Genomic DNA, 23,026 nt, shown 5'->3' on the forward strand with positions numbered 1-23,026 from the left:
GCCTCGAGCGCCGGGATCGACGAGTGGCGGGCGTGCAGGAATGCCGCGCCCTCCTCGGCGTCGGTGGTCGCCGCGGTAAAGGTGGCGCCGGCGGCGGTGCAGGCGGCTTCGGCGCGCGCGACGTCGTCGCCCGCCGACGCGCTGTCGGACTGCACGATCAGCAGCGCGCCGGCGTCGGTGTCGAGGCCCATGCGCAGGTGGGCTTCGACGGCGCGGATCGTCGTGCGGTCCATCATCTCGACAAGCGAGAACTCCGCGACCTTGTCGATTGCCAGCACGGCTTCGCCTGCGGTCTCTGCCGTCGGGAATACGGCGACGAGCGTTGCCGGCGGTTTGGGCGCCGGCCGCAGGCGCACGGTTACCTCCACGACGACGGCGAGGGTGCCTTCACTTCCGACGAGCAGCTTGGTGAGGTCGAGCCCGGCGACGTTCTTGCGACACACGGACCCGGTCTCGATGATCGAACCGTCGGCCAGCACCGCTTTCAGCGCGGCGACGTGGTCGCCGGTCACGCCGTATTTCACGCAGCAGGCGCCGCCGGCGTTGGTGGCGACGTTGCCGCCGATCGAACAGATCGCACGCGAAGAAGGGTCGGGCGCATACCACAGGCCGTGCTCGGCGACGGCCGCCGCGAGGTCGCCGTTGAGCACGCCAGGTTCCACGGTCGCCGAGCGCTGCGCGACGTCGATCGACAGGATCCGGTTCATCAACGCCGTCGACAGCACGATGCAACCGTCGACGGCATTGGCCCCGCCGGCGAGCCCCGTGCCCGCGCCGCGCGTGACCACCGGCGTTTTTGTGGCGCTCGCGATCTCGAGCGTGGCCACCACGTCGTCGATCGAACGCGCCCGCACGACCGCCAGCGGCTTGCCCGCCGTGGCGGTGAGCGCACGGTCGTGGCGGTACTGGTCCATCACGTCCGCATCGGTGACGACGCGGTCGGCTTCGAGCCGCGCCAGGAGTTGGTCGACTACGGACACCGCATCAGCGTAGGACCGAGTTCCCAGGCATCCGGCATGCGCAGGTCGCGCCAAAACGCGAACGGCTCGGTGAGCACGCCCCGGGACAGCAGCCACGCGGTCATCACCGTGCCGTGCGTGACCACGACGGACTGCCCGTCGACGGCGCTGCCGAAGCGGTGCACTGCATCGGCGAATGGCTCCCATCCGTCGACGCGCTCGCCGGCGAACCACCGCTGGGCATCCCGCGCCATGGCGTCGCCGTCGTCGTACCACGGCCGCCCCACCTCGCAGAACGCCTCCGACGTCCTGACCGGCCCGAGTCCGAGCGCCTCGGCGGTCGCGATTGCCTTGCGCTCGGTGCTGGCGAGTACCCGCGTCCCGCGGAGGCGGGAGCCGAGTTCCGTCGCGGCCTCACGGGCCCCATCGGCCAAGTCCCACTCCGCCGGCGGGATCGTCGGGTCGACGAGGGGCTTGGCGTGGCGGACGAGGATCACGCGCGTACTCTCGCGCCGTGCCGACGAACATCCCCAAGGGAATCGACAAGAAGCGGATTCCCCGCCACGTCGCGTGTGTGATGGACGGCAACGGGCGGTGGGCGACCAAGCGTGGGTTGCCGCGCACCGAGGGCCACGCCGCGGGCGAAGAGGCGTTGTTCGACACCGTCGAAGGCGCGCTCGACCTCGGGCTCGACTGGCTGACGGTGTACGCATTCTCGACGGAGAACTGGAAGCGCCCCGTCGACGAGGTCCGCTACCTCATGGGGTTCAACGAACGCATCCTGACGGACCGTCGCGACGAGTTGCACGGCCGCGACGTCCGCATCACCTTCGCCGGCCGGCGCGACTGGCGGGTGCCGAAGCGGCTGCTGAAGCGAATGGACGAGGCCGTCGAGCTCACGAAGAACAACAAGGCGATGACCCTCACGATCGCGTTCAACTACGGCGGGCGCGCTGAGATCGTCGACGCGGTGCGTCAAATCGCCGCCGAGAAAATCAAGCCGGAGAAGATCGACGAGAAGACGATCCGCGAGCGCCTCTACGTGAAGGGCATGCCCGATCCGGATCTCGTCGTGCGCACGTCCGGCGAGTTCCGTATCAGCAACTTCCTGCTGTGGGAGTTGGCCTACAGCGAGCTGGTGTTCACCGACGTCCTGTGGCCTGACTTCCGCCGCGAGCATCTCTTCGACGCCGTGCGCGAGTACCAGAATCGCGAGCGTCTCTTCGGGGGCGCGCGCTGATCCGGAGCTACTCCGATCGTGCGGTCGTCCTGCGGACGGTGCCGCTCGGCGAGGCCGACCGCATCGTCACGCTGATGACCGAGAATCATGGCCGCGTGCGCGCCGTGGCCAAGGGCATCCGCCGCACCACCTCGAAGTTCGGTTCGCGCCTCGAACCGACGACGCACGTGTCGCTCCAGCTGTACCTCGGACGCGAGCTCGACACGATCACCCAGGCCGAGACCATCTCGCAGCTCGGCAACATTCGCGACGACCTTCACCGCTTCGGGCGTGCCAACGTGATGCTGGAGACGGTCGACCAGGTGGCGCTCGAACGCGAGCCCAACAATGCGCTGTACCGGATGCTCGTCGGTGCGCTGGCGGAACTCGATCGCGACGACGCGCCGCTCGTGTTGGCCGGCTTCCTCCTCAAGCTGCTGGCGCTCGAAGGCTTCCAACCGCAGCTCGACGAGTGCGTCGCCTGCGGTGGTGTGTCGAACCTCGTGGCCTTCGACCTCGACGACGGCGGCCTGCGCTGCGTCGACGACCGCCGCGGCCTCGCCGTCGACTACGAAGCCATCTTCCTCATGCGCCGGATGCTCGGCGGCGACCTCGCCGGCGCCCTGCGTGAACCGGAGTCACCGGCGACGGCCGAAGCCGAGGCCGTCGCCGTCGGCCTCGTCGAGCACCACATCGAAAGGCGTTTACGGGCGGCACGCACTCGTCTGTAACCTGCGTCGCCATGCCGTCGCCCGAACTACGGAGGTGCGCCCATCGGCGCACCGACAAGAAGAGACTGCAGCAATTTCGCCAGGCCGTAGGCCTGCGCGAAGCGGCTCTGCGCGGTGCGAGGTGAGCAACTCGCCCGAACTAATGGAGCAAGTCGTCAACCTGTGCAAGCGGCGCGGGTTCGTCTTCCCCTCGGCGGAGATCTACGGAGGCTTCCGGTCGACCTACGACTACGGCCCTCTGGGCGTGCTCATGTTGCGCAACGTGCGCGACGCGTGGTGGCGCGACATGGTCCAGACGCGTACCGACGTCGTCGGCATCGAGGCGTCGATCCTGTCGCCGCCGGCGATCTGGGAGGCGAGCGGCCACCTCAAGACGTTCACCGACCCGCTCGTCGACTGCAAGAACTGCCAGTCACGCTTCCGCGAGGATCAGCTGCCCGAGGACCGCGTCTGTCCGAGCTGCGGCGCCAAGGACAACTTCACCGAAGCCAAGCCCTTCCACCTGATGTTCAAGACCCATGCCGGGCCGGTCGAGAACGAGGGCGCGATCGCCTACCTGCGTCCGGAAACCGCGCAGGGCATGTTCGTCAACTTCGCCAACGTGATGACGACGTCGCGGCTGAAGCCGCCTTTCGGCATCGCCCAGATCGGCAAGTCGTTCCGCAACGAGATCACCCCCGGCAACTTCGTGTTCCGCACGCGCGAGTTCGAGCAGATGGAGATGGAGTTCTTCGTCCCGCCCGCCGAGGCCGACAAGTGGTTCGCGTACTGGGTGCAGAAGCGTTACGAGTGGTACCTCGACCTGGGCATGTCGTCGGAATCGTTGCGGCTGCGGCCCCACGATGCCGAGGAGCTGTCCCACTACTCGTCAGGCACAACCGACGTCGAATACGACTTCCCGTGGGGGTGGGGCGAGCTCGAGGGCATCGCCAACCGCGGCAACTACGACCTCACGCAGCACTCGCAGCACTCGGGCGAGAAACTCGAGTATTTCGACCAGGCCAGCGGCGAGCGCTACACCCCGCACGTCATCGAGCCGGCGGCCGGCGCCACCCGCACGATGATGGCGTTTCTCATCGACGCCTACACCGAAGACGAGATGGACGGCGAGAAGCGCACGCTGCTGCGGCTGCATCCGCGCCTCGCGCCCTACAAGGTCGCAGTGCTGCCGCTGTCGAAGAAGGACACGCTGACGCCGCTGGCCAAGGACATCCATGCTCAGCTCGCGCAGAACTGGATGGTCGACTACGACGAGACGCAGTCCATCGGCCGTCGCTACCGCCGCCAGGACGAGGTGGGCACGCCGCTGTGCGTCACGGTCGACTTCGACTCGCTCGAGGACAACGCCGTCACCATTCGCGACCGCGATACCGCCGAGCAGGTGCGTGTCCCGATCGCGGAGATCGTTCCCGCCGTGCGCGACAAGCTGGGCTTTTGAGGACAACGATTCCCAACAATTCCTAAAGCCGTTGGGTAATGGCACCGATAGGTCGATAGACCCTCAGGAGAGAGCCCATGTCTGACGCGACCAATCGGCAACCCACAGCCGTCATCTGTGACGACGACGCAATGAGTCGTCAGATCGCGCGGGCGGTGTTCGAGAAGGCCGGCTTCCGCGTCCTCGCGGGCGTCGGTACTGCGCTCGAAGCCCTCGACATGGTCCTCGACCATCATCCTGACGTCCTGCTGCTCGACTTGGTCATGCCCGGCATGTCCGGCGAGGAGATCCTGCCCTCGATCAAGGCGAGTTCGCCCGAGACGCAGGTGGTCATCTACTCGTCTTACGACCCGACGTACGCCGTCAAGAGCGGTGCCATGTTCGTCGTGTCGAAGGGCCAGCACGGGAAGCTCGAGTCGACGATCGAGCGGTTGGCGGAGACTCCTCACCCCATCGCCGGCTGATCCGCCATGAGTCACTTCTCGAACGACGGAGAACCGCGTCCAAAAGCCCTCGTCTGCGACGACGATCCCATGATCCGCCGTCTCGTGCGCGAAGTGGCGGAACGCTGTGGTTACGACATCCTCGCCGGGGTCGACAACGCCGTCGACGCACTGTCGCTCGTGATGGAGCATCGACCCGAAGTGCTCGTGCTCGACCTCGCGCTGCCCGGCATGGGTGGCGAAGAGGTCATCGCCGCGCTCCACGACCAGCCGGGCACGACGGTGATCGTGCACTCGGCGCACGATCCGCGCTTCGCCGTCAAGGCCGGCGCCCGCACGTTCGTCTCCAAAGGCAACGTCGCGCTGCTGGAGAAGACGCTGCTCAAGGTGCGCGGCGCCGAAATCTCTGCCTGAGAGACCACACCCGCACTCTGACGGAGATCCTTGTCGTACGTCATAGGCTTTGAGCCCTATGGCCTACGTCTTCGCGTTTGATCACAAGCACCGCAAGCCCCCGATGTCGCTCAAGGACCTCCTCGGCGGCAAGGGCGCAAACTTGGCGGAGATGACGTCGGTACTGAACCTGCCGGTCCCGCCCGGGTTCACCATCACGACCGACGCTTGCCGGGCGTACATGCACAGCGGCTGGCCAACGGGCCTCGACGCCGAGATCGCCAAGGCCGTCGCCAAGCTCGAGAAGCAGATGGGCAAGCGCATCGGCGACCCGGTCGACCCGCTGCTCGTGTCCGTGCGCTCGGGCGCCAAGTTCTCGATGCCCGGCATGATGGACACCGTCCTCAACCTCGGGCTCAACGATCTGTCGGTCGACGGGCTGGCCAAGCAGACCGACGACGAGCGGTTCGCCTACGACTCGTACCGCCGCTTCATCTCGATGTACGGCCGCATCGTTCTCGACATCTCGGGTGAACCGTTCGAGCGCCTGCTCGACACGGCCAAGGAGTGGGACGGCGTCACGTCCGACTCGGCGATCAGCGCCGACACGCTGCGGCGGCTGTGCGAGCGCTACAAGGACGTCGTCAAGCAGGAGACGGGCAAGCCGTTCCCGCAGACGCCCGAGGCGCAGCTGCGCGGCGCCATCGAAGCCGTGTTCCGCTCGTGGAACGGCGCCCGCGCCATCGCCTATCGCGACCGCGAGCACATCAGCCACGAACTCGGCACGGCCGTCAACGTGCAGGCGATGGTCTTCGGCAACCGCGACGACGACTCCGGCACGGGCGTGGGATTCACCCGCGATCCCGCCACCGGCGCGCCCGGCGCCTACGGCGACTTCCTCGTCAACGCCCAGGGCGAAGACGTCGTGGCCGGCATCCGCAACACCGAGCCGCTGAGCGCGATGGCCAAGCATTTCCCGGCGATCCACAAGGAGCTGCTGGCGATCTTCGACCGGCTCGAGAAGCACTACCGCGACATGTGCGACACCGAGTTCACCATCGATCAGGGCAAGCTCTACATGCTCCAGACCCGCGTCGGAAAGCGCACCGGCGCCGCCGCGCTCCGCATGGCCGTCGACATGGTGGGCCAGAAGGGCAGCTGGAAGATCAGCAAGGAAGAGGCCGTGTCGCGCGTCACCGCCGACCACCTCGACTCCGTGCTCCACGCCCAGTTCCAGCAGACGGATCTGCCCGTGATCGCCACCGGTTTGGGCGCCTCGCCCGGCGCGGCTGTCGGTCACGCGTACTTCTCGGCCGACGACGCCGCCGCCGCGGCCGCCAAGGGCCACCGCGTGGTGCTGGTGCGCACCGAGACGTCGCCCGAAGACGTCCACGGCATGATCGTGGCCGAGGGCATCCTCACCTCGCGCGGTGGGTTGGTCTCGCACGCCGCGGTCGTGGCCCGCGGATGGGGTAAGCCCGCCGTCGTCGGCGCCGAGGCGCTCAAGATCGGTCCCAAGTCCTTCACCGTCGGCGGCGTCACCGTCAACGAGGGCGACGTCATCTCGATCGACGGCGGCGACGGCCGCGTCATCAAGGGCGAGGTCGGCGTCACCCAGGGCGAGCCGCCCGCCGAATTCAAGACGTTGCTCAGCTGGGCGGATCAGATCCGCAAGGGCAAGGTCGGCGTGCGGGCCAATGCCGACACCGGCGCCGACGCCGCCGTGGCGCGTCAGTTCGGCGCCGAAGGCATCGGTCTGTGCCGCACCGAGCACATGTTCCTCGCCGAGGACCGCCTGCCCGTCGTGCGCCGCATGATTCTCGCCGACACGCCCGACGAGGAAGCCGCCGCGCTCGAAGAACTGCGCCAGGCGCAGAAGGCCGACTTCGTCGAGATCCTCGAGGCGATGGACGGCCTGCCCGTCACCGTGCGGCTGCTGGACCCGCCCCTGCACGAGTTCCTCCCCAAGACGGAGGACCTGCTGATCAAACAGGCCACGAGCGGGCTCAGCGCCGAAGAAGAACGCTTGCTCGAAGCCGCCGAGGAGTGGAAAGAGTTCAACCCGATGCTCGGCACCCGCGGCGTGCGCCTGGGCGTCGTGAAGCCCGGCCTCTATGCCATGCAGGTGCGGGCGCTTATGGAAGCGGCGGCCGAGCGCGCCAAGGCCGGCGGCAAGCCCGTCGTCGAGGTGATGATCCCACTGACGGTGAGCGGTCCCGAGCTGGCCCTCGCCCGCTCGTGGGTCGAAGAGGCGATCGCCGAGTTCGCCAGTTCGGAAAAGGCTGGGAAGAAGATCAACGTCATCATCGGCACCATGATCGAGACGCCGCGCGCCGCGCTGCGCGCCGAGGAGATCGCGCAGCACGCCGACTTCTTCAGCTTCGGCACCAACGACCTCACGCAGATGACCTTCGGGTTCTCCCGTGACGACGTCGAGGGCCGCATGATGACCGCCTACCTCGACCAGGGTCTCCTGCCGCGCAACCCGTTCGACACCCTCGACCAGGCGGGTGTGGGAGAGCTCGTCTCGCTCGGCGCCAAGCGGGGCCGCAAGACCAAGCCCGCGCTCAAGCTCGGTGTGTGCGGCGAGCACGGTGGTGATCCCGAGTCGATCGAGTTCTTCGTGAACCAGGCGGCGCTCGACTACGTCAGCTGCTCGCCCTACCGCGTCCCGATCGCCCGCTTGGCGGCCGCGCAAGCAGTGGTCGGTACCTCAGGCCAGACAAAGTGAGTCCGGCAGCGCGGCGTCTCGGATTCCAGCCCGAGGACGTCGGGCTGCTCGTCGACGTCAGCGATCCGCGGGTGTCACCCGACGGGGCGACGGTGGCCTACGTCGTCACCACGATCCACCTCGACGCCAACGAATACCGGTCGCGCATCTGGCTCGTCGGTACCGACGGGCTGAGCGAACCGCGTCCGTTCACTTCGGGCGCGGCGCGCGATCGGGTTCCGCGGTGGTCGCCCGACGGCGCGCGGCTCGCCTTCGTCAGCCACCGCGAGGAGGGCGGCAGCCAGCTCTACACCCTGCCCGTCTTCGGTGGCGGCGAAGCGGTGTGCCTCGCATCGTCGCCCGAGGAGATCGACGACGTCGCCTGGTCGCCTGACGGCGCCACCGTGGCGTTCGGCGCGCGTCAGGGCGACACCGAGCGCGCCGCCAAGGTGAAGGCCAAGGACCAACCGCCGCGGCGCATCCGCCACCTGTATTACAAGTCCGACGGCGCCGGCTACGTCCTCGATCGGCCACGGGCCATCTTCACCGTGCCCGCCGACGGGACGACGAAACCCGAGCGATTGACCGACGGGCCCTGGGGCGACTCGGGGTTGGCGTGGTCGCCCGACGGCAAGTGGATCGCGTTCGCGTCGGCGCGCCACGACACCTGGGACATCGATCGCGCCGTCGACCTGTGGCGCGTGCGCGCCGACGGGTCGGCAGCCGCCGAACAGCTCACCGAGACGGGGTTCAACTTCGGGCGCCCGGCGTACTCGCCCGACGGCTCGGACCTGGCCTTTGTCGGCGCGCCCACCGGTGTGCTGCCGGCCAACAGCCAGGTGGGCGTGCTCGAGGTGTCGACCGGTGACGTGACGATTCTCACTCCGTCGCTCGACCGTCACTGTCTGCCCTACCTCTGGGGCGCGCGCGAGCCGGCGTGGGACGGCGAGTACTTGTGGTTCACCGCCGAGGACCGCGGCAACCAGCCGCTGTACCGGGTGCACGCCGACCCCGACGAGGACGACCCGCCGGGTCCCGAGTTGATGGTCGACGGCGATCGCATCGTGAGCGGCTTCGACGTGCGCAACGGTGTCACCGCTTTCGTGTGGGGATCGCCGACGACGCAGTTCGAGTTGTCGGTGCTCGTCGACGGCGTGGAGAAGCAACTCACCCGCCACGGCGAGCGCCTGCTGACGCTGCGCCAGATCCAGGAACCCGAGGCGTACACGGCGACGTCGAAGGACAAGACGAAGGTGCCGTGCTGGGTCATCCCGCCCGTCGGCGCCAAGGCCGGCAAGAAGTATCCGACGCTGCTGCACATCCACGGCGGCCCGTTCACGCAGTACGGCAACAAGCTGTTCGACGAGTTCCAGGTCGCGGCCGGTGCCGGATACGCGGTGATCTACTGCAACCCCCGTGGCTCGTCGGGCTACGGCGAAGCGTGGGGACGCGCCGTGCGCGGCCGAAACGCGCCGGTCGAGCCCGGAACCGGGTGGGGCAGTGTCGACTACGAAGACGTGATGGCGGCCGTCGACGCCGCGGTCAAGCAGTTCGACTTCGTCGACGGCGATCGCCTCGGCGTGCTCGGTGGTTCGTACGGCGGTTACATGACGTCTTGGATCGTCGGCCACAGCAAGAAGTTCAAGGCGGCGGTTTCTGAGCGCTCGGCGAACAACCTGGCGCTGATGGAGGGCAACTCCGACATCGCCACCGCGTTCTTCGGCTACCACGGCAAGTCGGTGACGGACGACCGTGATGAGTACATCCGCCAGTCGCCGACGACGTACCTCGACAAGATCACGACGCCGCTTTTGATCATGCACTCCGACGACGACTGGCGCTGCCCCATCGCGCAGGCCGAAGAGCTCTTCGCCGGCCTGCGCTGGCTCGGCCGCGACGTCGAGATGGTGCGCTTCCCGGGTGAGGGCCACGAGATGTCACGGTCGGGGGCACCGCGCCACCGCGTCCAGCGCTTCGAGATCGTGCTGGAGTGGTTCGACCGCTACCTGAAGTAGGGCGCACACCCCGGCGGTAGCCTCACAGGCGGATGGGCATCCTGGCGGAGGACATAGCGCGGGTACGCGAGGCGACCGACTTCGTCGCCGTGGCGTCCGAGCGCATGGCGTTGCGCAAGGTTGGAACGCGGTGGACCGGTCTGTGCCCCTTCCATGCCGAGAAGTCGCCGTCGTTCTCGATCAACCAGGAGTTGCGCGTCTACCACTGCTTCGGCTGCCAGGCGTCGGGCGACGTCATCACGTTCGTGCGCGAGACCGAACATCTCGACTTCGCGGCGGCCGTGGAGAAGCTGGCGGCGAAGGCCGGCATCCAGCTGCGCTACGACAGCGGCGGCAACGACGGGGAGGGCCGCAAGAAGCGCGACGCGCTCTACGCCGCCATGGAGAAGGCGGTCGCCTACTACCACGAGCAACTGCTGACGAGCCCCGACGCCCGCAAGGCCCGCGACTACCTCAAGGAGCGCGGCTACAACTCCAAGATCGCCGCCCAGTTCAACATCGGCTGGGCGCCCGACGCGTGGGACAAGTTGGCGCGTCACCTCAAGATCACCGACAAGGAACTCACCGACACCGGCCTCGGCTTCGTCAACCGCGCCGGCAAGCAACAGGACTTCTTCCGGGCGCGCGTCGTGTTCCCGATCTACGACACGTCGGGCCGGCCGGTCGCCTTCGGCGGGCGTGTCCTACCGGGCTCGAGCGATCCGGCGAAGTACAAGAACTCGTCGGAGACGCCGATCTACTCCAAGCGCCGCATCCTCTACGGGCTCAACTGGGCCAAAGAGGACGCGGTCAAGAGCGGCGAGATCGTGGTGTGCGAGGGCTACACCGACGTGATCGCCTTCTACCTCGCCGGGGCGCCGCGCGCCGTCGCCACCTGTGGCACGGCGGTCACCGAGGAGCACCTGCGCACCCTGCGCGTGTTCGCGCCGCGCATCGTGCTGGCCTACGACGCCGACGCCGCCGGCCAGGCCGCGGCCGAGCGCTTCTACGCCTGGGAGCGCGACCTCGACTTGTCGCTGCACGTGCTGGCGTTGCCCAAGGGCGCCGATCCCGCCGACCTGGCGCGGCGCGATCCCGCGGCGTTGCGCCAAGCGCTGAGGGATGCCCGCTCGTTCCTCGATTTCCGCGTGCAGCGCGTTCTCGACGCCAGTGACCTTCGCAGCCCCGAGGGTCGAGCGAAGGCGGCGGAAGGCGCGCTCGAAATGGTTGCCGAGCACCCAAACGAAACCACTCAGGGCATCTACATCGGAAAGATCGCACAGCAACTCGAGATCCCCGAACCCGTGCTTCTTGCAAGCTTCAAACGACGCGGCTCGAAGATGGTCGTACCGCCAGTGAAGCCGCGTGTCGTCATCGAAGGCCCCGAGACCGAAGCGCTCAAGGTGGCGATCCATCGCCCCGAAGCCGTCGCCGGCAAGCTGCACGAGGTGCTCTTCACCGATCAGGCGCACCACGACGCATTCCTGGCGCTGGCCACGGGCGCGCCCCTCCACGAGGCGATCGAGCAGGCACCGCCCGAGGCCGCGGCGCTGCTGCGTCGCTTGGCGGTCGACGACGTCGACGCCGATCCCGACGACGTGCTCGCCGGTCTCGTGCGCGTCGCCGCCGACGCCGCGGCGGCCCGGCTCAACAAGTCCCTGGCGCAGGGCGCGGACTACGCCGAGGTCGCGCCGACCATCGCGTGGCTCAAGCAGACCCGCGAACAGCTCCAGGACGACGAACTCCGTTCAGAGGCGACCGTGGCATTGGTAGCGTGGCTGGCGCACGTTGCCGAACCGGCTGAGGACGAAAGGGGGGAGGACGAATGAGCGACGCATCCATGCCCGTTCCGTCCTTCCCGCTCGACATCCCCGCCGACGAGGTCGAGGCGCTGCTGGCGTTGGCCCGGGTGAAGGGCGTGCTGTCGTCGGAGGACTTGGTCAGCGCCCTCAAGGACGTCGAGCTCACGCCCGAGCTGATCAACGGCGTCGTGGAGTGGGTCACGAGCGCCGGCATCCGCTACGAGGACATCGACGCCGTCGATCGCGCCAGCGCCCAGGACGTCCTCACCGAGGAACCGGCGCCCGCCAACGACGCCGTCGTGCGCCAGCTGCGCGTCGACCGCCCCAAGAAGCCGCGGGCGCCGCGCGCGGCGCGGGGGAGCGCGGCCGACGTCCCCTACGACGACGGGCGCGGCGGCGCCGGCGACCCGGTGCGCATGTACCTCAAGGAGATCGGCAAGTTCCCGCTGATCACCGGCGAGGAGGAAGTGCGCCTGGCCCAGCGCATCGAGGCGGGCCTCGCCGCCCACACGCAACTGGCCGAACTCGACGAGAAGTACGGCGACCGCGCGTCGATCCCGACCGAGGAGCGCCGGCCGCTCGAGCGCACCGTCGCCGACGGCCTCGTCGCCAAAGGTCAGCTCACCAACGCCAACCTGCGCTTGGTGGTGTCGATCGCCAAGCGCTACCGCAAGGGTGCGATGCAGTTCCTCGACCTGATCCAGGAGGGGAACATCGGCCTGATGCGCGCCGTCGACAAGTTCGACTGGACCAAGGGCTTCAAGTTCTCGACGTATGCCACGTGGTGGATCCGCCAGTCGATCACCCGCGCCATCGCCGATCAGGGCCGCACCATCCGCATCCCGGTGCACATGGTCGAGACGATCAACAAGGTCCTGCGGGTGCAGCGCCAGATGCTCCAAGAGCTGGGTCGCGAGCCGACGATCGAGGAGCTGGCGACCAAGCTCGAGGACATGTCGCCTGAGAAGGTGCGCGACATCCTCAAGATCAACCAGGACACGGTCTCGCTCGAACAGCCCGTGGGCGACGAGGACGACTTCTCGCTGTCCGACACGATCTCCGACGACTCGGCCGAAGTCCCCGCCGACTACGCCACCCGCATGATGCTGACCGCCGCGGTCACCGAAGCTCTCGACCAGCTGTCGGACCGCGAGCGCGACATCATCAAGCTGCGCTTCGGCCTCGACGGTGGCGAGATGCGCACCCTCGAAGAAGTGGGCCGCGAGTTCGGCGTCACCCGCGAGCGCGTCCGCCAGATCGAGTCGAAGACCCTCGCCAAGCTGCGCCACCCCATCCGGTCCCAGGGCCTGCGCGGCTTCCTCGAAGAGGAGTAAGCATCGTTCTGTGAAGGATCGCATGCCCTATGGGCGGAAAATCCTTCACAGAAGTGGGGTCTTGCTAAATTGCAACCTCCCTTCCGGGGTGGCGCAATCGGCAGCGCGGTTGACTGTTAATCAATAGGTTCTGGGTTCGAGTCCCAGCCCCGGAGCTCAAATTCGTAGAGTGCCTCGCAAAGCGGGGCGGTAGCTCAGTTGGTTAGAGCAGAGGACTCATAATCCTTGGGTCGCAGGTTCGAGCCCTGCCCGCCCCACCTGTACCCTTTCCCTCACCATGGGTTGGTGTCACGAGTTCGGTCCGCAGATCGCTGAGACCTGCGAACACCCGATGACCGCGTATGCGGACCACTGCGAATGCACGGTCTGCGGCACGGTGTGCACGGGTCGGTTCGCCGGATGCGGTGCCGTGTGGGCCCGCGGTCCGCGGGAGGTGTCGGTCAACGCGCCGCGCCTGATCCGTGAGGACGCGCCCAAAATCGAGTCCGAACGGTGGCGGTTGCCGCTCGAGGCGGTGGCGTCGTCGCTGGGTCTGCCGTCGATTCCCGAGGCCGAGCCCGAGCCCGTGCCCACCACCGAGCCCGCGCTGTCGCTCGTGCTGGACACGCCGGCGTTCGACACGGCATCCGACACCGCCGAACCGGATCCGGAGCACGCCGACGCGTCCGAGCCGCCCGCGGCCACGTTGACGAGTCTCGAAACGCCCGACGTGACGGCGCGCTACGCCGTCGCCCAGCTGAGCGAGCTCAACGCTCGTGTCGCCGGCCTCACCGAGGACACGCTCGGCCGCACCGAAGAAGCGCTGACCAAGGTCGCCATGCAACTCGAGCGTCTGGCCTCGCAGCGCGAGATCGACCTCACCGAGCAGGCCGCCGGGATCTTCGGCGCGGTGCAGGCGGGCGCCGACGCCCTCGCCGAGTTCAGCCAGAAGGTCGGCGAGGTCACCGAGGACCTGCGTCTGATCCTCACCGACGCCCTCAAGGCCATCGGTGGCACCGACGGCCTCGCCGCGTGGGTGGCCGCCAGCGCCGCCGAGGTGACCGAAACGCGCGAGGAGTTCCTCGCCTCCCTCGGGCGGATCGAGCGCGACATCACGCTGCTGCGCCGTCGCGCCAACGCGGAGGCGAAGGAAGCCAAGTCGCCCAAGCCGGCCAAGCTCGACGACGACCAGCTGACGCTCATCGTCGACGCCGTGACCGACGCCGTGCTCGCCGCCCTCGAACATAACGGCGGCCGGCGCCGCCGCTAGCCCGGCGGTCTTACCCGTCCAGCCAGACGGGCGCGTTCTCGAGCAAGTGGTTCGAGACCGCAAGGCAGCGGTCGAGCACGCCGCACAGCAACTCCTCGCCGCCGAAGATCTTCGCCAGCGACAGCAGTTGCTTGGCCACCACCGTCAAACGGCGTTCGGCCGCATCGGTGGCCGACGGGATCGAGTCGATCGCCGAGACCTCAACCGGCAACTCGATTCCGCCGACGCCGGCGAGGTCGATGGCGAGGCGCAGCAGGTCGGGACCGTGCGGCAGCGGCGGGAGCGACCACGTGAAGGTCAGCGGGAAGTAGAACTCGTCGGGGGGTTGCGCGTCCTCGTCGTCGTCGTCGAGGGCCATGACGGCGTCCTCGAACGCGAGCATGACGCGGGGATCGAGTTCGAGGGCGAGGTGCAGGTCGACGGGGCCGCCGCAGCCCGCCTCGGGGTGCAGTTCGACTTCCCATGCCTGGCGCAGCGAGTACGTCTCGACGAAGTGCCGCTCGTCGTGCACGTGGAAGCCGTGGTCCACGGCATGGTCCTTGAGTTCGGCCACGAATCCCGGCACGTCGATGACAGCCATCAGCAAGCGCCTCCGGCGCTGGCCGATGACTCGGCCGCAGTACCCGTTGGTTCGCTCGCAGGCTCGCTCACGACCCAGATCGTACGCTGGCGGCCCCGTGACGAATGAAGCGCTCCTGCAACTGCTCGACGAGGCCGCCGACGCGGTCAAGCGCGCCGTCGCCGACCTGACCGACTGGGGTCTCGCCGGCACCCGTGCCGGCCAGTACAAATGCGACCTCGCCGCCGACGCCGCGGTGCTCGACGTGCTGGCGAAAGGCAACGTCGGGGTGTTGAGCGAGGAGAGCGGGCTCACCGACGCCGACCGCGCCATCGTCGTCGTCGTCGACCCCATCGACGGATCGACGAACGCTGCCGCCGGCTTGCCGTGGTTCGCTACCAGCCTGTGCGCCGTCGACGGCGACGGCCCGCTCGCCGCCGTGGTCGTCAACCAGGCAACCGGCACCCGGTACCGGGCGACGCGGGGCGGCGGGGCGACCGTCGACGGTCAGCCCACCCGGCCGCTGCGCGCCCCCGAACTGGCCGACGCGTTCGTCGGCCTGTCGGGGCTGCCCGACCACTGGCTCGGTTGGCGGCAGTACCGCTGCCTCGGTGCGGCCGCGCTCGACATCTGCGCCGTGGCCGCCGGCGTGCTCGACGCCTTCATCGACTGCACGCCGCGTCCCGCGCACGGCGCCTGGGACTACATGGGGGCGCTGCTCGTGTGTCAGGAGGCAGGCGCGGTGGTTGCCGACCGCTACGGCGAGGACCTCGTCGTGCTCGACCACGACGCCCGTCGCTCGCCGATCGCTGCCTCGTCACAGGCCCTGCTCCAACAATGCATAAATTCCCTGAATAAATGATTGACGGAATCACGCACATGTGATTGAGTCGGACATCCCCGGAATTTGCTGTCTTCGGGGCCGCCGCGCCCGACCTAACCAAACCATCACGAGGTAACCAATTCCAATGCTCACTTGGACGATCTGCGCAATTGCAACGGCGACGTACGCCGATGCCACGCGCACGCGCGTCTTCGTGATGCCGTCCATGGGAGACCACAAGGTCAATCTCAAGGATGGTGCCGGCCTCAGGGGAGTCCGAAGTTCTGGGTAAGCAACCCGCAACTTCGTTAGGACCCTCAGAGGCCACCGGGAAATCCCGGTGGTCTCTTTGTTTTCCAGCGACGAATCCAAATGGGGGAGTACGGATGTACGAACAATCGCAACAATGGACAGAACCTGAGGCGCCCACCGTCCCGAAGTGCCAGGACGGCGCAGCCACCATGGTTGGCCTGTTCTTCTCGGAACAACTCGACGACATCGCCACCGCCAAGGCCATCTGCAACACCTGCGCGCTGCAGGAGCGCTGCCTCGACGGTGCCCTCGCCCGGCGCGAGCCGTGGGGCGTGTGGGGTGGTCAGCTGTTCTTCAACGGCAAGGTCCTCGCGTTCAAGCGGAAACGAGGCCGGCCGCGCAAGGACGAACAGGTTCCGCTCACCGCGTAGGTCGGGCCGAATGAAGCGCTCTAGCCAGCTTTCCGGGCTCTGGCAGCCGCCAGGGCCTGGAGCTGGCGCAGGTTCGACGGCGTCGCGGGATGACGCAGCTTCGTCATCGCCTTCGCCTCGATCTGCCGGATGCGCTCGCGCGTCACCTTGAAGCGCTCGCCGAGTTCCTCGAGCGTGCGCGGCTCGTCGCCGTCGAGACCGAAGCGCAACTCGAGCACCTCCCGCTCGCGCGGGTGCAGCGTCGCCAACGCGATGTGGAGGTGCATGCGGTCGTCGTCCTGCTCGGCCTCGAAGAAGCCCTTCTCCGATTCCGGATCGGCGACCGTGTCGATCAGCTCGCGGTCCTCGTCCTGGGCGAGCGACAGCGACAGCGGGTCGGGCGTGATGCGCTCGGCCGCCGCCACCGCTAGCTCGGTCATGCCGGTGGATTCTGCGATCTCCTGGCGCGTCGGCTCCTTGCCGGTTGCCTCGCGCAAGGAATTGCGCGCCCGCTCGACCGCCGCTGCGGCGTCACCGACACGTGTCGGCACGCGAATCGTCCGGCTCTTCTCGGCGATGGCGCGGCCGATGGCCTGTCGGATCCACCACGTGGCGTACGTCGAGAACTTGTAGCCCTTGGTGTGGTCGAACTTCTCGACGGCGCGGATCAGCCCGAGGTTGCCTTCCTGCACGAGATCGAGCAGTGGCATACCGGCGCGCTGGTAACGCTTGGCGATGTTCACCACCAGGCGCAGGTTCGACACGATGAAGGCCTGCTTGGCGTCGTCGCCGGCGCGCACTGTCTGGCGCAACCGCCGCTTCTCCGCCGGGGTGAGGGTCGGGCTCTCCAGCGCGGTGATCGCGACCTGGCCCTCCGCGATGAGCGTCGCCAGGCGGACTTCGTCGGCGGCGGTCAACAGTTGGTGCGCGGCGATTTCGCGCAGGTAGCGACCCACCAGGTCGTCTGCCGCGTCACCCTCTCCTCGCGCCATCGCGAAACGGTACCGGCGGCGTCGGCAAGTTTAGGGGATGCAATTTTCGGGCAACAACAGCGGGGGCAATGAAGGAGCCGGGAAAAGTTGCAGGCTTGTGAAGGCTGAGCAGGGATTCTCTGCGGACCCTGGCTCTATTCGTGCTGCGAGACAATTCGTTCGCGAGACGCTCGGTGATCTTCCCGAAGACTTCGTCGACGACGTGCTGCTCCTCGTTTCCGAGTTGGCGACCAACTCGGTCCGTCACGCCCACTCCGGCTTCGACCTGACGATCGAGCTCGACCCGCGCTCGCTGCGCATCGAGATCACCGACGAGGGTGGCGACCTGCCGCGGAAGCGCTCGCCGCTCATGGACGAGCCGTACGGTCGCGGGCTCCACATCGTCGACTCGCTGGCCGAGAGCTGGGGGGTCGGTCTGGCGGCCGATGGCGGCAAGACGATCTGGGTCGTCGTGCCGGTGCCCTTCGCCGAGGCCGTCGAAGTCGCCCTGGGTCCGCAAGCGACGGGTCTCCAGCGCCCGCAGTTCGACGACCTGGTACCGCGCTGGCTCTTCGGTGTGCCGCCGGGCTGGCTGCGCGTCGCCGCCGGCTTGCTGGTGCCCGTGCTGGTGTTGCCCGCCCTCCAGGCGATGGACGACCCGACGCGAGTACGCCCCAGCGCGTTCCTCGCGATCCTGCTCGTCGCCGTCACGTGCACCGCGGGCGCGCTCGCCGTGGCGATCACCGGTCTCGGCGTCGTCGCCGAGTTCTGGTATTTCGGGTTGACGCCGTCGCGCACGTGGCACCTGACCGAACGCGGCGTCACGAGCATCGTCGGCATGTCGCTGCTCGTGGTGGCGCTCGCCGCGCTGGCGTACCGGCTCGAACGCTCCGTCGACGAGGTGCGTTCGCTCGACGTGGAACTGCGCGAGGACGCCGAGGCGCAGGCCGAGAGCCGCCGCCGCGCCGAGCGCATCGCGTCGCAGGCGGAAGCGGTGCTGTCGATGAGTTCAGTGCTCGCCCGCGCCCGCTCGGTGCGCGCCGTCGCCGAAGCCGCGCTCCACGAGATCAACATTCCGTCGGCGCCGATCTTCGGCAGCGTCGCCATCGTCGAGCACAACCGGTTGCAGGTGATCGCGTCGCGTGGCGCGTCGCCCGAACTGATCGACGAACTCGAACACATCGACGTCGAGCGCAGCACCTGGCTGCGCGCCGTACTCAACGGCGAGGCGGCCTACGTCGAAGACCGCGCCGAGTTCGCGGCGCGCTACCCGGCGGCGCTGTCGCTGCAGATGTTCGACAGCGGTTCGTGGCTGGTGTCGCCCTTCCGCGCCGACGAGACGCTCGGGTTGCTGTCATTGCACTTCGACGACCCGCAACCGCTCAAGGAGTACCGCCTCTATTTCGCCCTCGTCAGCGAACTCATCGGTCGATGGCTGGAGCGGGCCCGGTGGGCCGAAAGCCAGCGCCGGTCGCACGCGCAACTGGAGCAGGCGTTCGCCGAACGCGACCGCATCGCCCGCACGCTGTCGACCAGCCTGCTGCCGCCGGTGCTGCCGCGGCTGCCCGGCTTCGCCGCCGCCGCCTGGCTCGTCCCCGCGAGTCCTGACGAAGTCGCCGGCGACTTCTACGACCTGTTCGCCGTCGAGGACGGTTGGGTCGCCGTGCTCGGCGACGTGTGCGGCAAGGGCGCCGAAGCCGCGGCGGTCACGTCACTGGCCCGCTACGCGTCCCGGGCCTCGGCGCTCGAGAACCCCGACACCGCCCACATCGCCCGCGTCGCCAACCAGGCGCTCGTCGCCGAGCCGTCGGATCTGTTCTGCACCGCGGCGATCGTGCGCTACACCCGCCAGACCGGCACGGTGGCCGTCACCCTCGCCGGGCATCTCCAGGCGCGCATGGTGTGCGACGGCGAGGTGCAGCGTCTCGGCCGCTTCGGCGCCGCCCTCGGGTTGGGCGACGACTCGCCCCGCGTCGAGCGCTACCGGATGCCGCCCGGCGCCATGGTCGTGCTCTTCAGCGACGGCATCGTCGAGCGCGACCCGGCCTTCGGCGAGCGCGAGCTCGACGCCTTCCTCGCCGAGACCAAGGGCTACGACGCGGCGCGCCTGTCGGTCGAGCTGCGCGCCCTGGTGGATCGGCTGACGCCCAAGCATCCTGACGACGTCGCCGTCATGGTCCTGGAGCGGACCCACTAGCGCTCGACGCCCAGCCAGTACCCTGGCGCCCCGCACCTTCACACAAGCGGGCGCATAGCTCAGTTGGCTAGAGCGCTGCCCTTACAAGGCAGATGTCGGGGGTTCGAGTCCCTCTGCGCCCACAAGCGATCGTTGTCCTTCCGTTGGGCCGGCCCTCGGCACGCCGTTGGGATGGCGTCGATACGTTCGGTGAGGGTGCGCAACGAGACGTCGTGGGAGCCGGGCATCGACGACGCCCCCGCGCATGTGGCCGGTGTCGTCGAGGCGATTCTCAACGGGCTGCCCGCGCTGATCGGTTACTGGGACGCCGACCTGCGCAACCAGCTCGCCAACCAGGCCTACGTCGACTACTTCGGGTTGACGCCGGCACAGATTCACGGCCGTCACATCCGCGAGGTGCTGGGCGAGGCGTTGTACGCCAAGAACCTGCCGTTCTTGGAGCGGGCGCTGGCGGGCGAACGGCAGATGTTCGATCGGGAGATCCCGACCCCGAACGGCGAGAAGCGCTACACGCAGGCGTCCTACATCCCCGACATCGTCGACGGGCGCGTGCGCGGCATCGTCGTGCTCGTCACCGACATCTCCCAGCGCCGCATCGCCGAGCAGGAAGCAAAAGAGGCCCGCCTGGCGGCCCAGGCGGCCAACCGGGCGAAGACCGACTTCTTGGCCTGGGTGAGCCATGAGTTCCGTACGCCGCTGACGAGCCTGCTCGGTTTCACCGCCTTGTTGCGCCGTGACGACCTGTCGTCATCTGCGCTCGAGGACGTCGCCCACATCGAGCAGGCGGCGCGTCAGCTGTCGGCGATGGTGGACGACCTGCTCGACAGCGCCAGCTTGGCCAGCGGACGGTTGTCGCTCAAGCCGACGACGGTGCGCGTGAGTGCCGTGCTCGGCGCGGCCGTGAACCTCGTGCGACCGCTGGCCGAGGAACGTGGCGTCTCCTTGGCGATGGTCCCCGGCGCCATCGGCGACGCGACGGTGTGGGCCGACCCGGACCGGCTGAAACAAGTCGCACTCAACCTGTTGTCCAACGCCATCAAGTACGGCGCACGCGAGGCGCCGGTCACGGTCAGCGTCGACGTGGCTGATCGCGCCGTGATGCTGCGCTTCGCCGACATGGGCACGCCGCTGACGCCGCTCGAGTGCGAGATGATCTTCGAACCGATGGTGCGTTTGTCCGGCACGGCCGAGAAGGGCACCGGCCTCGGGCTGCCGTTGAGCCGCAGCCTGATCGAGGCGATGGGCGGCACCCTGACCGTCACCCCCGGCGACGAACGGGGCAACACCTTCGTGGTGACGTTGCCCCGCGCCGACGACGCCGGTGGTGAGGGACGCGCCGCCGAGGCGTCGCCGGCCTCGACGCGGGCGTTGCGATTGAAATCGAATCTGGCGCACATCCTCTACGTGGAAAGCAACGTCGACAGCCTCGGGCTGGTGAGCGCCATGCTCGCCCGCTTCGCGGATGTCGACGTCATTCCCGCATCGCAGGGCCACATGGCGATCGACCTGGCGCGGGTGCACGTACCCGATGCGATCCTGCTCGACGTCGATCTGCCCGACATCGGCGCGCTCGAACTCGTCCGCCTGCTGCGCTCTGACGAACGCACGCGCGACATCCCGATCGTCGCGATCGCGGCGGCCGGCTCGCACCCGACCGCCGACGAGCTGGCCGACGCCGGCATCAAGGTGGTGCTGGCGAAGCCGTTCACGATCGAGGATCTGTTTCTGGCTCTCGACGCGTTGTCGGACTGACGGACCGCCACGCCCACAGCGCGCTGGCGGCGGCAAGCAGCCAGGCGACGACGGCCCAACCTGTGGGCCAGTCACGAACGAGGGCGAGGGGCCAGTTGGGGTGGTCGGGGTGGAACAAGGCGTCGAAGCGCCGCTGCGCCGGATGGGGTTGGGCGCAGTAGGCCGAGGCCACCGGTGTGGCCGTGCGGTGGTGGGCGGTGGCGCTGAGCCGGAACCCGGCGGGTACGTCGACGTCGACGGCTCGCGCCGGTGCTGCAACGGGATAGAAGGCGAACGTGCCGCCGCCGGCGTCGACGCGGGTGACCGTCGGTGTCGGCATCGGCGCGCTGGCGAACTCGATTCCCACGCCGGCGATGACGCAGTTGGCCTCGAGATGCACGCGTAGGGGACTGGCGACGGACCCGTCGCCCCGGGTGTTGCCGACGACGGGCGTGAGCGGACCGATGGCGCCGCGCGTGTAGGTGCCGAGGACGTAACGCGAGTCGTCGGCGCGTTCGAGGGTGACGCCGACGGCGACGAGCAGCGCGACGATCGCGAGCCCGACACGCGGCCGGCGGAACACCGTGCAGGCCGCCGCGGCGATGGCGACGAGCAGCGCCGGCAGCGTGGGGTAGAGGTGCCGGCCCACGACCGAGGACGATCCGCCGAACACGTAGGCGATGATCCCGATCATCAGCAGCAACCCGAGCGGGATCGCCACGCTCATCCACGCGAGACCAAGGGCGTCGCGCGTCGGGCGGCGGCGCAGGTGGAAGACCGCGCCCGCGAGCAGGATGGCGCCGCCGCCCAGCGTCCAGAACACCGCCGCGTGGCCGATGCGGGTGACGCCCAGTTGGGGCGACCAGAACGCGGTCACCGCGCTCTTGAGGTGCATCACGACGCCGTGGAGGGTGCGCGGCACCGGCGGCTGGAGGGGACCGGTGATCTTGTCGACGGCGGCCGACGCGCTCCAGGCGTGGTACGTCGCCCGGTTCCACAGCAACCACGGGATGACGAAGACGGCCGCGACACCTCCCGCTTGCGCGCCCCACGCGACGTAGCGGCGCGCCACCGCGCCACGGGTCCACAGCGGGCCGAGGGCGCCGAGGGCGACGAGGGGGATGGCGACGAGGCCGGTGGTCTTGGCCAGCACCGACAGGCCGACGAGTGCGCCGACGCCGATCGCCGAGCGGGCCTGGAACCCCTTGTTCCACGTGCGCGCCGTCAGCCACAGCGCGGCTGTCACCAACGGCATCACCAGCGCGTCGTTGGTGACGTTGGCGACGTTGGCGTTGAAGCCGCCGACGAACACCAGGGCGCCGCATGCCCCGAGCGCGATCTCAGGCCGGTCGGGGAACACCTCGCGGGCCAACAACCACGTCAACGGAATGGCGCACAGCGCCATCAGCAGCGTGACGACGCGCAGGATGTAGAGCGTGGCCACGCCGCCGTAGCCGTGCAGCAGCTTCCACGGCACGGCGAGCACCGCGTAGTACAGCGGCGGCTGCACGCCCTCGTAGCTCTGGGCGAAGGCACCCCACCGCGGGTCGTGGTTGTCGACGGTGACGGGGGAGGGGCGCCACTGCGACGTGGGCGACTCCTTGGCCAGTTCGAGTATCCGGGTGTCGACCCGATCGCGGCCGACCTTGGGCGGCGCGCCGTGGTCGCCCATCGCGGTGACGTAGTCGACGTGGGCCGCCTCGTCGATCGGGCTCATGACCTCGGTCACGGCCACCCACCAGCCGCCGCGCAGCAGTCCGACTGCCATCACGGCGGTGAGCGCCAACGCTTGGGTCCGCCGATCCATGGCA

19 protein-coding genes and 3 tRNA genes are annotated in these 23,026 nt (G+C 68.6%); 17 read left to right on the top strand and 5 right to left on the bottom strand.

All coding sequences use genetic code 11. The annotated features are described in order from the left end of the window. Both VHC63_01035 and VHC63_01040 read right to left on the bottom strand, forming a co-directional pair. Positions 1-980: FAD-binding oxidoreductase (locus VHC63_01035; protein HVV35157.1), on the bottom strand; the 980-nt coding region annotated here is incomplete at its 3' end. Next, positions 971-1,456: a histidine phosphatase family protein gene (locus VHC63_01040; GenBank protein ID HVV35158.1), complete on the bottom strand. Its 486-nt coding sequence runs from the start codon at positions 1,454-1,456 to the stop codon at positions 971-973. The genes VHC63_01035 and VHC63_01040, both read right to left, overlap by 10 nt. 17 nt (positions 1,457-1,473) lie before the next feature. Here VHC63_01040 and uppS point away from each other — a divergent pair, with 17 nt between their 5' ends. From uppS to VHC63_01100, 12 genes are all read left to right on the top strand, one after another. Beyond that, a complete protein-coding gene (gene uppS / locus VHC63_01045; protein HVV35159.1) occupies positions 1,474-2,199 on the top strand; it encodes a polyprenyl diphosphate synthase in 726 nt (241 codons plus the stop codon). Then, positions 2,199-2,909 (top strand): DNA repair protein RecO, encoded by a 711-nt coding sequence (gene recO / locus VHC63_01050; GenBank protein HVV35160.1) that lies wholly within the window; start codon positions 2,199-2,201, stop codon positions 2,907-2,909. Before uppS ends, recO begins: the two co-directional genes overlap by 1 nt. A 142-nt stretch (positions 2,910-3,051) precedes the next feature. After that, positions 3,052-4,347 carry a glycine--tRNA ligase gene (locus VHC63_01055; GenBank protein ID HVV35161.1) on the top strand — a complete coding sequence of 432 codons (1,296 nt, stop codon included), beginning with the start codon at positions 3,052-3,054 and terminating at the stop codon, positions 4,345-4,347. Positions 4,348-4,424: 77 nt separating this feature from the next. After that, positions 4,425-4,811 (top strand): response regulator, encoded by a 387-nt coding sequence (locus VHC63_01060; protein HVV35162.1) that lies wholly within the window; start codon positions 4,425-4,427, stop codon positions 4,809-4,811. A 6-nt stretch (positions 4,812-4,817) separates the two neighbouring features. Then, positions 4,818-5,204 carry a response regulator gene (locus VHC63_01065; GenBank protein ID HVV35163.1) on the top strand — a complete coding sequence of 129 codons (387 nt, stop codon included), beginning with the start codon at positions 4,818-4,820 and terminating at the stop codon, positions 5,202-5,204. Between the two features lie 58 nt (positions 5,205-5,262). Further along, positions 5,263-7,914, top strand: coding sequence for a pyruvate, phosphate dikinase (ppdK, locus tag VHC63_01070; protein ID HVV35164.1), 2,652 nt, complete (start codon positions 5,263-5,265; stop codon positions 7,912-7,914). Then, positions 7,911-9,908, top strand: coding sequence for a S9 family peptidase (locus VHC63_01075; GenBank protein HVV35165.1), 1,998 nt, complete (start codon positions 7,911-7,913; stop codon positions 9,906-9,908). The genes ppdK and VHC63_01075 overlap by 4 nt, the downstream gene beginning before the upstream one ends. Before the next feature lie 32 nt (positions 9,909-9,940). After that, a complete protein-coding gene (gene dnaG, locus VHC63_01080) occupies positions 9,941-11,716 on the top strand; it encodes a DNA primase (protein ID HVV35166.1) in 1,776 nt (591 codons plus the stop codon). Further along, entirely contained in the window at positions 11,713-13,023 is a 1,311-nt protein-coding gene (rpoD, locus tag VHC63_01085; protein ID HVV35167.1) for an RNA polymerase sigma factor RpoD, read from the top strand. Before dnaG ends, rpoD begins: the two co-directional genes overlap by 4 nt. A gap of 82 nt (positions 13,024-13,105) precedes the next feature. Next, positions 13,106-13,178: transfer RNA gene (locus VHC63_01090), tRNA-Asn, on the top strand. 28 nt (positions 13,179-13,206) lie between these two features. Next, positions 13,207-13,280 (top strand) — tRNA-Ile (locus VHC63_01095). Positions 13,281-13,354: 74 nt separating this feature from the next. Beyond that, positions 13,355-14,272: a hypothetical protein gene (locus VHC63_01100; GenBank protein HVV35168.1), complete on the top strand. Its 918-nt coding sequence runs from the start codon at positions 13,355-13,357 to the stop codon at positions 14,270-14,272. 10 nt (positions 14,273-14,282) lie between these two features. On the opposite strand, the gene VHC63_01105 is transcribed toward VHC63_01100, so the two are convergent. Continuing rightward, positions 14,283-14,852, bottom strand: a complete 570-nt coding sequence (locus tag VHC63_01105; GenBank protein HVV35169.1) for a hypothetical protein — start codon at positions 14,850-14,852, stop codon at positions 14,283-14,285. Positions 14,853-14,949: 97 nt separating this feature from the next. On the opposite strand from VHC63_01105, the gene VHC63_01110 reads away from it, so the two are divergent. Both VHC63_01110 and VHC63_01115 read left to right on the top strand, forming a co-directional pair. Next, the gene (locus tag VHC63_01110; GenBank protein HVV35170.1) at positions 14,950-15,693 is read left to right on the top strand and encodes an inositol monophosphatase; all 744 of its coding nucleotides are present in this window, start codon (positions 14,950-14,952) and stop codon (positions 15,691-15,693) included. Between the two features lie 347 nt (positions 15,694-16,040). Further along, positions 16,041-16,337 carry a WhiB family transcriptional regulator gene (locus tag VHC63_01115; GenBank protein ID HVV35171.1) on the top strand — a complete coding sequence of 99 codons (297 nt, stop codon included), beginning with the start codon at positions 16,041-16,043 and terminating at the stop codon, positions 16,335-16,337. 20 nt (positions 16,338-16,357) lie between these two features. Here VHC63_01115 and VHC63_01120 read toward each other — a convergent pair whose 3' ends face one another. After that, positions 16,358-17,308 (bottom strand): sigma-70 family RNA polymerase sigma factor, encoded by a 951-nt coding sequence (locus VHC63_01120; protein ID HVV35172.1) that lies wholly within the window; start codon positions 17,306-17,308, stop codon positions 16,358-16,360. Positions 17,309-17,345: 37 nt separating this feature from the next. Here VHC63_01120 and VHC63_01125 point away from each other — a divergent pair, with 37 nt between their 5' ends. The 3 genes from VHC63_01125 (at position 17,346) to VHC63_01135 (ending at position 21,236) form a co-directional block, all read left to right on the top strand. Further along, on the top strand, positions 17,346-19,484 hold the full coding sequence (locus VHC63_01125; protein ID HVV35173.1) for an ATP-binding SpoIIE family protein phosphatase: 2,139 nt from the start codon (positions 17,346-17,348) through the stop codon (positions 19,482-19,484). 48 nt (positions 19,485-19,532) lie between these two features. Next, positions 19,533-19,606: transfer RNA gene (locus VHC63_01130), tRNA-Val, on the top strand. Positions 19,607-19,679: 73 nt separating this feature from the next. Then, the gene (locus VHC63_01135; GenBank protein ID HVV35174.1) at positions 19,680-21,236 is read left to right on the top strand and encodes an ATP-binding protein; all 1,557 of its coding nucleotides are present in this window, start codon (positions 19,680-19,682) and stop codon (positions 21,234-21,236) included. Here the strand turns inward: VHC63_01135 and VHC63_01140 are convergent. Continuing rightward, a complete protein-coding gene (locus VHC63_01140; protein ID HVV35175.1) occupies positions 21,190-23,022 on the bottom strand; it encodes a hypothetical protein in 1,833 nt (610 codons plus the stop codon). The two genes, VHC63_01135 and VHC63_01140, sit on opposite strands and share 47 nt — an antisense overlap. Positions 23,023-23,026: the final 4 nt, after the last annotated feature.

Source organism: Acidimicrobiales bacterium (genome assembly GCA_035546775.1).
Classification (GTDB): Bacteria; Actinomycetota; Acidimicrobiia; order Acidimicrobiales; family JACCXE01; genus JACCXE01.